Raw genomic sequence first — 12,850 nt, forward strand, 5'->3', positions numbered from 1 at the left:
AAACGAATTAAGTGTGGATACCGTCTTATGGAGCAAAACCCGCAGTCACAGCTGAAACTTCTTGTCCAACGCGGTAAGGAGCAAGGCTATCTGACCTATGCCGAGGTCAATGACCATCTGCCGGAAGATATCGTCGATTCAGATCAGATCGAAGATATCATCCAAATGATCAATGACATGGGCATTCAGGTGATGGAAGAAGCACCGGATGCCGATGATCTGTTGCTGGCTGAAACCTCCAACAACACTGACGAAGATGCGGAAGAAGCTGCTGCACAGGTCCTGTCCAGCGTGGAATCTGAAATCGGGCGTACCACTGACCCGGTCCGCATGTACATGCGCGAAATGGGTACCGTTGAACTGTTGACCCGCGAAGGCGAAATTGACATCGCAAAACGCATCGAAGACGGGATCAACCAGGTTCAGTGCTCTGTTGCCGAATACCCGGAAGCGATTACCTATCTGCTGGAGCAGTACGATCGCGTCGAAGCGGAAGAAGCGCGTCTGTCCGATCTGATCACTGGCTTTGTCGACCCGAACGCTGAAGAAGATATGGCGCCAACCGCCACTCACGTCGGTTCTGAGCTGTCTCAGGAAGAGATGGATGACGACGAAGACGAAGATGAAGAAGAGGACGACAGCAGCGACGATGACAACAGCATCGACCCTGAACTGGCGCGTGAGAAGTTTGCCGAGCTGCGTACCCAGTACGAAGTGACGCGTGACACCATCAAAGCGAAAGGCCGCAGCCATGCCGCCGCTCAGGAAGAGATCCTGAAGCTGTCTGAAGTGTTCAAACAGTTCCGCCTGGTGCCAAAACAGTTCGACTACCTGGTGAACAGCATGCGCGTGATGATGGATCGCGTACGTACCCAGGAACGTATCATCATGAAGCTGTGCGTTGAACAGTGCAAAATGCCGAAGAAGAACTTCATTACCCTCTTCACCGGGAATGAAACCAGCGAAACCTGGTTCAACGCCGCTATCGCGATGAACAAGCCGTGGTCTGAAAAGCTGCACGACGTGAAAGAAGACGTACAGCGCGGCCTGCAAAAACTGCATCAGATTGAAGAAGAGACCGGCCTGACCATCGAGCAGGTGAAAGACATCAACCGTCGTATGTCCATCGGTGAAGCGAAAGCCCGCCGTGCTAAGAAAGAGATGGTTGAAGCGAACTTACGTCTGGTTATCTCTATCGCCAAGAAATACACCAACCGTGGCCTGCAATTCCTGGATCTGATTCAGGAAGGCAACATCGGTCTGATGAAAGCGGTAGATAAGTTTGAATACCGTCGTGGTTACAAGTTCTCCACCTATGCTACCTGGTGGATCCGTCAGGCGATCACCCGCTCTATCGCAGACCAGGCGCGCACCATCCGTATTCCGGTGCATATGATTGAGACCATCAACAAACTCAACCGTATCTCTCGCCAGATGTTGCAGGAGATGGGCCGCGAGCCGACGCCGGAAGAGCTGGCTGAACGCATGCTGATGCCGGAAGACAAGATTCGTAAAGTGCTGAAAATCGCTAAAGAGCCAATCTCCATGGAAACGCCAATCGGTGATGATGAAGATTCGCATCTGGGTGATTTCATCGAGGATACCACCCTCGAGCTGCCGCTGGACTCTGCCACCACCGAGAGCCTGCGTGCCGCTACGCACGACGTGCTGGCTGGCCTGACCGCCCGTGAAGCCAAAGTGCTGCGTATGCGTTTCGGTATCGACATGAACACCGACCACACGCTGGAAGAAGTGGGTAAACAGTTTGACGTTACCCGCGAACGTATCCGTCAGATCGAAGCGAAGGCGCTGCGTAAGCTGCGCCATCCGAGCCGCTCTGAAGTGCTGCGTAGCTTCCTGGACGATTAATCGGTCCTGAAATGAAAAAGCTCCCAATCGGGAGCTTTTTTTTGTTTATTCCCTCTCCCTGTGGGAGAGGGTCAGGATGAGGGCATCAAGCCGCAGAGGAGCTAAAGCCCCCTCACCACCAGCGCCTCATCCAGTTCCCGATACGCCTCCACCAGCTTGTCCAGCGTCGCCCTGTTCAGCCCGCTCGGGTTCGGCAGCACCCACACCTGCGTTACGCCAATGGTAATGTTCTGCTTACCCCAGCTGGCGCCGCGCTGGCTGAACGCCTGCTCGTAGGCCTGCTTGCCGAGGATCGCCAGCGCCGCGGGCTGATAGTCTTCAATTTTCGCGATCAGCTCACGTCCGCCAGCGCGCAGCTCATGCAGATTCACTTCGCTTGCCTGTACCGTGGGTCGCTCGACCAGCATGGTGATGCCACAGCGCGTATCCAGCAGCTGCTGCTCTTCTTCCGGCTTAAGCTGTTTGTCGGTAAAACCGGCCTGGTGGATCACCTTCCAGAAGCGATTTCCCGGATGAGCAAAGTGAAAACCGGTGTGCGCCGATGACTTACCCGGATTGATACCGCAGAACACCACCCGCAGGCCAGGGGCCAGAATATCGTTGATCATCTCTACTCCTGTCTATGCATCTTAAGGTAAGTATAAAGGATTGATTATGCGTTGTTTATAAAAACAGCAGGCAGGTGTGAATGGCTGGATTGCTGAGGGGAGTTACTTTATAATTCACCGCCACGGCCCCTTAGCTCAGTGGTTAGAGCAGGCGACTCATAATCGCTTGGTCGCTGGTTCAAGTCCAGCAGGGGCCACCAAATACAGCAAGGGCTGGCGGGGAGTTACCCACCAGCCTCTTTTTTCCAGGGATATGCCGGGGATATTCCAAAAAATTAACCATAGTGTTTTATAGTTAATTTATTACCGTTCATACACTCCTGGATCTAATCAGCTTCATGCAGTAACCACTATTGCAAGGGGTATGAATGAAACGGATCTTCATCACTGCTTCGGTTCTGCTTGCCCCCCTCAATAATGCTTATGCTGGCTGTTCTGCTGCCAGCTTTGCGGCGTGTTCTTCCCTGGCAACATCAACCGGGTCACGTCCACGTCCCAGCCACTGGCCGGGCGGGGCAATCACCCTGTTCGAACCCGGTGGACAACCACAATGTACTTCTGCCCCCATGAACGGTTACGGGTACGCCGTGAAAACTTACACGCAGCTCATCGGGTCATTGACCCGACCGCAAGGGATTTTTAAATAAATATTTATCTATCGACTAAATTTCCCCTTGTCCCAGCTCTCGCCACGGGCCGTTAAGTCAATTGACGGCGCGGCCGCTATTCCCTCAGCATCATAAAAAAATGCGGACGTTGTAAAGCTGTACACAGTGCCGTGAACAGTAAATGAGATATTGTTGCCTATGCCTTCAACTTTTGCGCGGGCGGTATTCGCTGTAAGCGTGGGCGCGATATGTTGTTTTTCGAGAGCCACCAGCGGATCACCGTCAATCTTACTCGCTAAAAAATAACGATACACTTCCCCGGTGGTCATGTTCGAGCCGTCATACTCAGTAATGTATAACCAGGTCCGGGGCGTGAGCTGGCGAACTTGATATAGCCGATCACTAACAGTTAAACGCTGTATATGTTGGAAATAACAGTACCCCGCGACCGCCAGGGCCATAAGAATAGTGGCGATCCAGTGCAGCGTCCTAAAAGTGATGCTGTTTAACATAGTCGATGCCTTGCTTTATCCAAAATTGGTCAATCGGATCATCACCAAACGGCGGGGTCCCCGTGAAATTACCCCATTCGGGTCTTGATGTGCCGGCTTTCCACTGCGCCGCGCCGGCAGCAATAAGCAAAATCTTTGCAGGGATGCACGCTGCATAACCCACAGCGCCGTAATGGAAATTCCCGAAGTCAGCATAAGCCCGTTTATGTTGTTTGTAATCCCACGGCCCGCCGTTTCTTACTCGCTCATAAAACCACGTATACGTAAGCGGGGCGGCCATATTCTGGACTTCGTGACGCGCCCGCGCGAGCCTTATGTGTTCGCGCAATATCTCCAGCCCGCGGGGTGGATAAATCGGTATACATGCCATCGTTCTTCCTTTCTGCCAGGCAAAAAGGGCAACATAAGAGCAATAACGGTAATGCGTACTGCTGAAGATCAATTTATTAATTTTATTTGCAACATCAATAAGTAACGAAATTAAATAACACGAACCTATAACACAATTTGTATCACCTGCGATCCGTATTTAGTCATTAATGAGGGTTTACCCTCAATGGAAATGGAGTTTTAAAAATGGCTATTCCTGTTTATCTATGGCTTAAGGATGATGGCGGCAACCCGATTAAGGGATCTGTGGATGTTCAAAATAGAGAAGGTAGTATAGAGATCCTCTCTTTTAGTCACGGCTTGTTAGTTCCGACCGATAACAACACCGGCAAGATCACCGGCACGCGCTTACATGCGCCGCTCGTAATTGAAAAAGAGTTTGATAGCTCCAGCCCGTATCTCTACAAAGCGGTAGCCACCGGCCAAACGCTGAAAAGCGCAGAGATCAAGTGGTATAAAATCAACGATGCAGGCCAGGAGGTTGAATATTTCAATATGCTGCTTGAAAACGTCCGGGTAGTCAGCATTAACCCCGTCATGCATAACTGTAAAGAGCCAGCGTTACAGATACACAATCATAATGAGGGAATACAGCTCCGCTATGAGCGGATCACCTGGAAGTATTGCGATGGGAACATCCAATACTCGGATGCGTGGAACGAGCGGGTTACAGCGTAAAAAAAGGGCGGTTAATCCGCCTGTATTGTTTTTAGTGCCAATTCTTTCGCCCCCTCGGTTTGCCAGCACGTAGCCTCCCCTCGATGGCAACACCCCGCGCGATCACCTGGTGCCAGCTCTCTGCACTTCTTATACATTTGGGGTATTTTAATCATGCTTAATGCTGTTAAGCATTCTCTGGCAGTTATTGCGGCGTACCGCTGCCGCTGCACGCCTCCAGAACCCCAAATTTTCGAGTTTCTCGGTTCACGCATTCAAAAGTGAACTCTAAGGTAACATTTAACCCCGTGCTCCCCGTTCCAGAAGGAAGATTCAATAACTCTCACTCTTTCACAAACCCTAAAAACTAAAGAAATCCCCCATCGCGCCGATCATCATCCGTGTGTATTATTTCCTGTAGCTTTTACAACAACTAACCTTAACTCAAATACTTAAGCGCCAGAGCGAAAGGCATCATGAGCACACCGATCAAACGGCTAGAAATCATTAAAAATGCCATTGAGCTGGAAGATGACGACATCATCCGGAGCCAGCTGAAACGTCTCAAAGAGGAAGCCTTTGACGATGATCTCCTGTCCATCGTCGCGGCGCTTGAGCAGAAAAACTACACCGCAGCCCTTCGCGCTATCACCGCCTGGCTGCAAAGCCAGCGCGCCGTTACCCCATGGCGTGACCCACAGCTGGCGGCCAGCAAGCTGGAGCTGAAAGCCCTGGAAGAGCGTCTGCGCGATCTGATTGATCGCCGTAACGCCCGGGTACAGCAGCTAGATGAGTTCAACGATCTCTATTTCTCCCGCCTCGGGCCGTTGATGCAGCAGATCCTCGCCCTGCGTAAAACGCTGGCGGAGCTTAACCTGCGTCGTCAGCAGGCGGAGACGCGTCGTCGGGAAGAGGATTACCGCCGCTGCCAGGACTATATGGCGCAGGCCGTAGAGGTTCTGACAACGCTCACCCGGCGCTGGCGAGATCTGCCTGCGGATTCCGTTCAGGCGGCAGAGGCGCGCAAACATCTTCAGCAGCAAAGCAATCTGATTGCCAACCTGCTGGCCGAAGCAATGGAGCTGGAGACCGGTTTAACGCGTGAAGAAGAGCCGGCACGTCAGGCGCGCGATGAGGCCAACGAAGAGTACAAGAAGTATCGCGAACAGCATCATGATGCCGAAGTTCGCCTGCGTAAAGGCAAGGATCTCTCTGAAGAGGATCGGAACGAGCTGAAGCGGCTCTGGCGTCAGGCAAGCAAGCTATGCCACCCGGATCTGGTTGCCGATGATTTAAAAGAGGAAGCCAACAGGATGATGGTGCAACTCAACCAGGCCAAACAGCGCGGCGACGTGAAGGCCATTCGCTCGCTGGTCGCCCGTCTGCAACAAGGATTCGAACCGATGATGGCAAGCGACAGGCTGAACGACCTGGAACGTATTCGTAAAAAGATGGCGCAGGTGCGTGAGCAAATCGACACCCTGGTGAACGAGCTGGCAGAGCTGGAGAAAGAAGAGTCCTGGCTGCTCGTCTCGTCGCTCAGCAATATGGAAGCCTACTTTGCCCAGCAGGAGAAAGCGCTGAAAGAGGTATGCGCCTCGCTCGAACATCAGGTGAGCGAAGCGCAGCTGGATCCCGCTGCCTGATTATTTGGCGTGCCAGTACGCGCTGGCACGCACCAGCTGCGGGTCAATTGCGTCGCTTTCAAACTGACGGCTCAGGCGTTTCACCACCTTCCCCTCCCCGGTCAGCCAGATAAAGTAATCCTCTTCCGGCACGGCCAGCGCGGCAAGATGGTCGGCCACCGCCTGCTCGTTGTGGCCGATAACCCAGGTGATGTTGAACCCGCTCAGGTGCGCCAGATAGTCCTGATACGCCGCATCGCCCACGGTGACAATGGCGTGGATCGCCGGGCGAACAGGCAGTTTTGCGATGCCTTCTAAACGGCGGCGCAGCGCGGGCATCCCCGACTCGTCGCACACGTACAGCTGCCAGGCGTAATCTTCCGGCACCACCAGCGAACCGCGCGGCCCGCCGATGGTCAGCTTGTCGCCCACCTTAGCCTCCACCGCCCAGTTGCTGGCAATGCCGCCATCATGAACGAAGAAATCGAGCGCCAGCTCATGTTTTTCGTCATCGTACAGCGGGGTATAGTCACGTGCCTGCGGACGCGCGCCGTCGCCCCAGTCGATGCCTTCATCGGTCACCACAGGCGGCACGAAAGTGGTGCCCGGTGCCGGGAAAAAGACTTTGGTATGGTCGTCAAAGCCGCGAGAGCTAAAGCCCTCCAGCGCCTCGCCGCCTAGCACAATGCGCTGAAATCCTGCGCTGACTCGCTCAGTGCGCAGCACGTTCAGCTCACGAAAACGCAGGTCATTGCGGACACGTTGAGGGTAACGGGTAGATGCCATGTTGATGCCCTTCTCAGGTGAATACGATATATCGGAATGAATTCTTAATGATAATGATTGCTATTAACTAAGAAATCAAGATTTTTTAGATTGCATCTGAATATATCTTAGATATAGTTTAGATATATCAAATTAAGGAAAAAACATGCGACACGAACACGACGGCGGCGGACGCCGGCCACGATTTTTTGGCCATGGCGATTTGCGGCTGGTGATCCTGGATATCCTGACCCGCAACGCGAGCCATGGTTACGAACTGATCAAAGAGATCGAAAACCTGACGCAGGGACATTACACGCCTAGCCCTGGCGTGATCTACCCGACGCTGGATTACTTGCAGGATCAGGCGCTTATCACCATTACCGAAGAAGAGAACGGCCGGAAGCGGATTGCGATTAACGCCGCCGGAGAACAGTGGCTGGATGACAACCGGGAACAGCTGGAGCAGATCCAGACGCGTATCAAGGCGCGCTCCGTCGGTTTCCAGCTGCGCAAAAACCCGCAGATGAAGCGGGCGCTGGATAACTTTAAAGCGGTTCTGGACCTGAAGGTTAATCAGGGAGAGCTCAGCGACGCGCAGTTGAAACAGATTATCGGCGTGATTGACCGCGCGGCGCTGGAGATCTCCCAGCTGGATTAAGCCAGCACGCCGTCGCTCACGCGGAACACGCGGACCAGCTCTTTCAGGTGCATGGCCTGTTCGTTAAGGGATGCCGCCGCCGCAACGGACTCCTCCACCAGCGCGGAGTTCTGCTGGGTGGTGGCGTCTATCAGGCCAATCGCGCTGTTGATCTGCGAGATGCCTTCCGTCTGTTCGTGGCTGGCCTGGCGAATCTCACGCAGGATTACGTCCATCTCCTCTACGTTGCCGACCATGCCGTTGATAAGCCCGCTGGCCTTCTCCACAAGGTTCATGCCGTCCTGCGTCTGGCTTGTGGAGCTTTCAATCAGCTGGCGGATCTCACTCGCAGATGTTGCACTTTTCTGCGCGAGCTGGCGTACCTCGCCCGCCACCACCGCAAAGCCACGACCATGCTCACCCGCGCGCGCCGCTTCGACCGCCGCGTTCAGCGCCAGAATATTAGTCTGGAAGGCAATGGCGTCGATCAGGTCGATAATGTCGGACATCCTGTTCGATGTTTCGTTAATCAGGCGCATCTTGCTGGTGACCTGCTTCATCATCTCGCCGTTGTTTTTGACCACAGCAGCCGCATCGGCAGACAGGTTCGTCGCTTCTCCGGTGTGGGACGCGGTGTTCTTCACCGTAGCGGTGATCTGCTCCATCGACGCGGCCGTTTGTTCAACGGAACTGGCCTGCTCCTCCGTGCGGGCAGCCAGATCCTGGTTGCCCGCGACAATCTGCGCGGCGGCGCTGGAGATGTTTTCCGATCCGGTTTGCACCTGCTGCACAATCTCCAGCAGGCGCGTTTTCATCTCCATCAGTGCGGTGAGTAGCAGTCCGGTTTCATCTTTACCGTGCGAGGTAATGCTGCCGGTGAGATCGCCATCGGCAATGGCCTCCGCAAAATTCACCGCGTCGTTCAGCGGTCGGGTAATGGATCGCACAATGAACCAGCCAGTCAGGCTGGCTGCCGCGACGCTGAAAAGCGTAATCAGGACCAGCAGGAGACGATTGGTGCGGAAATCGCCTTCCACCTGCTCGCCCGCACTCTGCATTTCATGGTCCTGGATCGCAATCAGCGCCTGCACTTTCGCTTTATAGGACTGTTGCAGATTCAGGGTGTTGGTCATCATTTCGTTTATCGCGCCCGCACGGTCGTTATTCTGCACGGCCTGCAAAATGCGGTAGCGCGAGTCAAGATATTGCTGGCGTACGCCGTGGATATCGGCCAGCACCTGTTGGGATTTTTTATCCTTGAGAGCGTTGTCCAGCTCGCTCAGGATTGCGGAGATGCGCTCGCTGATCGCCTTCAGACGCTGCTCTGATTGCGCCGTGTACGTTCCCTGTTCGTCCAGCAGCATGAGCTGCTGCGTGCTTATAAATTCCTGGAAGTTGTCGATTAACTGGTTCGCTTTTACCGTCGTTGGATAGTCGCTGGTAAGGATGGTTTGCATTCCATTGTTTGCCCGATTCAGGCTCATCAGAGACAAGCTTGCGCTGACGACCATCAGGACAATAAATAATCCAAACGCCAGAAATAATTTCGTGCCGATCTTTACGTCATGTATGAACATATTTACCCCATCGATGTGATTATTTCTCAGACGATCGCTGTTATCGACAGGAAACACGCTAACTTTATGACTTTGATCGTTTTTTTATTTTTCACTCTCAATAAATCTGGATCGTAACAATTAAAAACCGGGCGCTTTTTTTAGTTACTTAATATTTCATTAACAACATAACTTATTCTGAAAAACAAAAAAGCCGTTTACCCAGTAGGAATAAACGGCTTTATCGAAGCATGCATTTCTTAATGCAGCACGGTAACCGCATCTTCAAGGCGTCCGGCCCGGTGCTTAACCATCGCGGAAATCTGCGCGCTCTCTTCGACCAGGTCAGCATTTTTCTGCGTAATGCTGTCCAGCTCTGCCACAGCACGGGTCAGCTCTGTCAGACCTGTCGCCTGCTCTGAGGTGGCGTGACTGATCTGCGCGATAAGCTGCGTGACGTTTTTCACCTGCTCGACAATATCATCCATAGTACGTCCCGCGGCGTGGACCTGCTCGGCGCCCGACTGCACTTTGCTGGCGCTGGCGTCGATCAGCTTGCGAATATCGTTAGCCGCGTTCGCGCTGCGGCTGGCAAGATGACGCACTTCGCCCGCCACCACCGCAAAACCTTTCCCCTGCTCGCCCGCGCGTGCCGCCTCAACCGCAGCGTTCAGCGCCAGAATATTGGTCTGGAAGGCGATGTCATTGATAAGCGAGGTAATAGAGCCAATGCGCTGGGTACTGTCGGCAATGTCATCCATGGTTTTCACCACGGTCTGCATCACGGTGCCCCCCTGCGTGGCCGCGCTGCTGGCGGCCATCGATAGCTTGTCGACTTCGGCTGCGGTCTCAGAGTTACTCTGCACCGACGCCGCCATCTGGTTCATTGTTGCCACGGTCTGCTGCACGTTAGCCACGGTCTGGCGCGTGCGGTCGTTGAGATCTTCATTGCCCTGCGCCAGCCTGTCGCTGCCGTCGCGCACGCTCACCACCTGGCTGGAGACGTCGTTGATCAGCCAGCGGCACATCAGCCCCAGCTGTCCGACGGCCCGCAGCGTTAGCCCCAGTTCATCGCTGCGGTTAAGATGCTGCACGCTGTTACGCTCTCCGGTAGCGACCCTGAGCGCCTGCCGTGCGACGTTTTCCACCGGGCGGACAATCTGTTGCTCAAACACCAGGGTGCCAAGCAGCATCACCACGGCTGCCGCCACCAACGAAGCCCAGCCCGCGGCACTGGCAACCAGCGTTGCGGCCATCACCGCGAAAAGTACCGCCATTACGCTACGCACGCGCCAGCGCAGCGGCATCGCCGGTAGTTTGCCGAGCCAGCCTTTGCGCACCACCAGCCCTTTATGAATGCGTTTTTTGCAGCGTCCTTCGTTGAGCGCCTTATAAAGCGGCTCCACTGCGGCGACCTCGTCCTCGGTGGCGCGGGTACGAATGGACATATAGCCCGTCATCTGGCCGTTACGCACCATCGGTACCGCATTGGCACGTACCCAATAGTGATCGCCATTTTTACGTCGGTTTTTGACAATCCCGCTCCAGGGTTCTCCCTTTTGCAGCGTGTACCACATGTCGGCAAAAGCCGCTTTCGGCATATCCGGATGACGCACAATGTTGTGCGGTTGCCCGAGCAGCTCCTGAAGCGTAAAGCCGCTCACTTGCACAAAGGTGTCGTTAGTGTGGGTCATGTAGCTGTGGAGGTCGGTGGTCGACATAAGCGTGGTGTCATCGTCCAGCGGATATTCATTCTGGGTGACATAGTCAGGAGAGGACATAGTGAGCATCCCTTGCAGGTTATTTGAATGTTAATTTTGTGGCTTATGTTTTTTCGGCGATAAAAAATTTATCTTTAGTTGTTAAATATGATTGAGATCGCAAATCTCGGTTAAACCGCACTTTTCGTACGTTTTTCTAATTAATTGATTTAAAATACTTTCGTCATGAAACTACCTACAAAGCATGATACCCCGGTGCACACTTAAGGCGCATTCCCTGCCCTGGAGCAGTGCAATTGACGACACCCCATCCCCGGCTCGTTATCCCTTATCCCGTGCGGCGCGCGATGGCATGATTAAATATTGTGCAACTTTGATTTCACCTGGCGTTTATCCCGATTTTTGTTAAGGCATCTGAGGTGGCGTAATCCCTGCAATACTTAACTCAGTATCATGTGATACGCGATCCCCGGGAGCATATTTTGAACAGGTTACCTTCCAGCGCCTCGGCTCTTGCCTGTACCGCGCACGCACTGAATCTCATTGAGAAGCGAACGCTTGATCATGAGGAGATGAAACAACTTAACCGTGAGGTCATTGATTACTTTAAGGAGCATGTGAATCCAGGTTTTCTGGAGTATCGCAAATCTGTTACCGCCGGCGGGGATTACGGAGCCGTAGAGTGGCAAGCGGGCAGTCTGAATACGCTTGTCGACACCCAGGGACAGGAGTTTATCGATTGCCTGGGTGGTTTTGGTATTTTCAACGTGGGGCACCGTAATCCAGTTGTGGTTTCCGCCGTACAGAATCAACTTGCGAAACAACCTCTCCATAGCCAGGAACTGCTCGATCCGCTTCGCGCCATGCTCGCGAAAACGCTGGCAGCCTTAACGCCCGGTAAGCTGAAATACAGCTTCTTCAGCAACAGCGGCACCGAATCGGTCGAAGCGGCGATTAAACTCGCCAAAGCGTACCAGTCGCCGCGCGGGAAATTTACCTTTATCGCCACCAGCGGCGCGTTCCACGGGAAATCCCTGGGCGCTCTGTCGGCGACCGCTAAATCTACCTTCCGCAAGCCGTTTATGCCGCTGCTGCCGGGCTTCCGCCACGTGCCGTTTGGCGACATCAACGCCATGCGCATCGTGCTGAGTGAATGCCGTAAAACCGGCGACGACGTGGCGGCGGTGATCCTGGAGCCGATTCAGGGTGAAGGCGGCGTGATCCTCCCGCCGCAGGGCTATCTGCCCGCCGTGCGTCAGCTGTGCGATGAGTTTGGCGCGCTGCTGATCTTCGACGAAGTGCAGACCGGGATGGGGCGCACCGGCAAGATGTTCGCCTGCGAGCACGAGAACGTTCAGCCGGACATTCTGTGCCTGGCGAAAGCGCTCGGTGGCGGCGTGATGCCGATTGGCGCAACGGTCGCCACTGAGGAGGTCTTCTCGGTGCTGTTCGATAACCCGTTCTTACATACCACCACCTTTGGCGGTAACCCGCTGGCCTGTGCGGCGGCGCTGGCCACCATCAACGTGCTGCTGGAGCAAAACCTGCCCGCGCAAGCGGAGCAGAAAGGCGACATGCTGCTGGACGGCTTCCGTCAGTTGGGCCGGGAATATCCGGATCTGGTACAGGATGCGCGCGGGAAAGGGATGCTGATGGCGATTGAGTTCGTTGATAACGAAACCGGTTATAGCTTCGCAAGCGAGATGTTCCGCCAGCGGGTACTGGTGGCGGGAACGCTTAACAACTCGAAAACCATCCGCATTGAGCCACCGTTGACGCTTACCATTGAGCAGTGTGAGCAGGTGCTGAAGGCGGCGCGTAAAGCGCTGGCGGCGCTGCGGGTAAGCGTGGAAGAGGCGTAAAAAACGCCGGGTGGCGCTACGCTTACCCGGCCTGCAA

The 12,850-nt window shown here is 54.3% G+C and carries 11 protein-coding genes and 1 tRNA gene; 6 read left to right on the plus strand and 6 right to left on the minus strand.

Annotated elements, in window-relative coordinates:
* Positions 1-27 precede the first annotated feature (27 nt).
* Complete coding sequence (gene rpoD, locus ACOTYH_RS11930) at positions 28-1,869, plus strand: RNA polymerase sigma factor RpoD (RefSeq protein ID WP_058689600.1); 1,842 nt, start codon at positions 28-30, stop codon at positions 1,867-1,869.
* Between the two features lie 101 nt (positions 1,870-1,970).
* Here rpoD and mug read toward each other — a convergent pair whose 3' ends face one another.
* Positions 1,971-2,477, minus strand: a complete 507-nt coding sequence (gene mug, locus ACOTYH_RS11935; RefSeq protein ID WP_017384024.1) for a G/U mismatch-specific DNA glycosylase — start codon at positions 2,475-2,477, stop codon at positions 1,971-1,973.
* A gap of 124 nt (positions 2,478-2,601) precedes the next feature.
* On the opposite strand from mug, the gene ACOTYH_RS11940 reads away from it, so the two are divergent.
* Positions 2,602-2,677, plus strand: a tRNA-Ile gene (locus ACOTYH_RS11940).
* A 455-nt stretch (positions 2,678-3,132) separates the two neighbouring features.
* On the opposite strand, the gene ACOTYH_RS11945 is transcribed toward ACOTYH_RS11940, so the two are convergent.
* Positions 3,133-3,597, minus strand: a complete 465-nt coding sequence (locus tag ACOTYH_RS11945; protein ID WP_017692646.1) for a hypothetical protein — start codon at positions 3,595-3,597, stop codon at positions 3,133-3,135.
* The gene (locus ACOTYH_RS11950) at positions 3,575-3,967 is read right to left on the minus strand and encodes a polymorphic toxin type 44 domain-containing protein (protein WP_017692645.1); all 393 of its coding nucleotides are present in this window, start codon (positions 3,965-3,967) and stop codon (positions 3,575-3,577) included. Before ACOTYH_RS11950 ends, ACOTYH_RS11945 begins: the two co-directional genes overlap by 23 nt.
* 206 nt (positions 3,968-4,173) lie before the next feature.
* Between ACOTYH_RS11950 and ACOTYH_RS11955 the strand changes: the two genes are divergently transcribed.
* Together ACOTYH_RS11955 and ACOTYH_RS11960 are read left to right on the plus strand one after the other, a co-directional pair.
* A complete protein-coding gene (locus tag ACOTYH_RS11955) occupies positions 4,174-4,665 on the plus strand; it encodes an Hcp family type VI secretion system effector (protein ID WP_058689631.1) in 492 nt (163 codons plus the stop codon).
* 455 nt (positions 4,666-5,120) lie between these two features.
* Complete coding sequence (locus ACOTYH_RS11960; protein WP_023295466.1) at positions 5,121-6,290, plus strand: molecular chaperone DnaJ; 1,170 nt, start codon at positions 5,121-5,123, stop codon at positions 6,288-6,290.
* Here ACOTYH_RS11960 and ACOTYH_RS11965 read toward each other — a convergent pair whose 3' ends face one another.
* Positions 6,291-7,055, minus strand: a complete 765-nt coding sequence (locus ACOTYH_RS11965; RefSeq protein WP_047365711.1) for a siderophore-interacting protein — start codon at positions 7,053-7,055, stop codon at positions 6,291-6,293.
* Between the two features lie 145 nt (positions 7,056-7,200).
* On the opposite strand from ACOTYH_RS11965, the gene ACOTYH_RS11970 reads away from it, so the two are divergent.
* A complete protein-coding gene (locus tag ACOTYH_RS11970) occupies positions 7,201-7,695 on the plus strand; it encodes a PadR family transcriptional regulator (protein ID WP_015571917.1) in 495 nt (164 codons plus the stop codon).
* Here ACOTYH_RS11970 and ACOTYH_RS11975 read toward each other — a convergent pair.
* Both ACOTYH_RS11975 and ACOTYH_RS11980 read right to left on the minus strand, forming a co-directional pair.
* The gene (locus ACOTYH_RS11975) at positions 7,692-9,251 is read right to left on the minus strand and encodes a methyl-accepting chemotaxis protein (RefSeq protein WP_017382402.1); all 1,560 of its coding nucleotides are present in this window, start codon (positions 9,249-9,251) and stop codon (positions 7,692-7,694) included. The genes ACOTYH_RS11970 and ACOTYH_RS11975 overlap by 4 nt on opposite strands.
* A gap of 239 nt (positions 9,252-9,490) precedes the next feature.
* Positions 9,491-11,011 (minus strand): methyl-accepting chemotaxis protein, encoded by a 1,521-nt coding sequence (locus ACOTYH_RS11980; protein ID WP_032669131.1) that lies wholly within the window; start codon positions 11,009-11,011, stop codon positions 9,491-9,493.
* 422 nt (positions 11,012-11,433) lie between these two features.
* Here ACOTYH_RS11980 and ygjG point away from each other — a divergent pair, with 422 nt between their 5' ends.
* Positions 11,434-12,813: a putrescine aminotransferase gene (ygjG, locus tag ACOTYH_RS11985; RefSeq protein WP_058689632.1), complete on the plus strand. Its 1,380-nt coding sequence runs from the start codon at positions 11,434-11,436 to the stop codon at positions 12,811-12,813.
* The last annotated feature ends 37 nt before the right edge of the window (positions 12,814-12,850 follow it).

Origin of the sequence: Enterobacter cloacae complex sp. SHL001 (assembly GCF_049236825.1) — a bacterium.
Lineage (GTDB): Bacteria > Pseudomonadota > Gammaproteobacteria > Enterobacterales > Enterobacteriaceae > Enterobacter > Enterobacter hormaechei_C.

Bases quoted from the DNA above. Each gene is read 5' to 3' on its own strand.
- rpoD (WP_058689600.1), top strand. From the start codon at position 28: ATGGAGCAAAACCCGCAGTCACAGCTGAAACTTCTTGTCCAACGCGGT.
- ACOTYH_RS11960 (WP_023295466.1), top strand. From the start codon at position 5,121: ATGAGCACACCGATCAAACGGCTAGAAATCATTAAAAATGCCATTGAG.
- ACOTYH_RS11955 (WP_058689631.1), top strand. From the start codon at position 4,174: ATGGCTATTCCTGTTTATCTATGGCTTAAGGATGATGGCGGCAACCCG.
- ACOTYH_RS11965 (WP_047365711.1), bottom strand. From the start codon at position 7,055: ATGGCATCTACCCGTTACCCTCAACGTGTCCGCAATGACCTGCGTTTT.
- ACOTYH_RS11980 (WP_032669131.1), bottom strand. From the start codon at position 11,011: ATGTCCTCTCCTGACTATGTCACCCAGAATGAATATCCGCTGGACGAT.
- ACOTYH_RS11945 (WP_017692646.1), bottom strand. From the start codon at position 3,597: ATGTTAAACAGCATCACTTTTAGGACGCTGCACTGGATCGCCACTATT.
- ACOTYH_RS11975 (WP_017382402.1), bottom strand. From the start codon at position 9,251: ATGTTCATACATGACGTAAAGATCGGCACGAAATTATTTCTGGCGTTT.
- mug (WP_017384024.1), bottom strand. From the start codon at position 2,477: ATGATCAACGATATTCTGGCCCCTGGCCTGCGGGTGGTGTTCTGCGGT.
- ACOTYH_RS11970 (WP_015571917.1), top strand. From the start codon at position 7,201: ATGCGACACGAACACGACGGCGGCGGACGCCGGCCACGATTTTTTGGC.
- ACOTYH_RS11950 (WP_017692645.1), bottom strand. From the start codon at position 3,967: ATGGCATGTATACCGATTTATCCACCCCGCGGGCTGGAGATATTGCGC.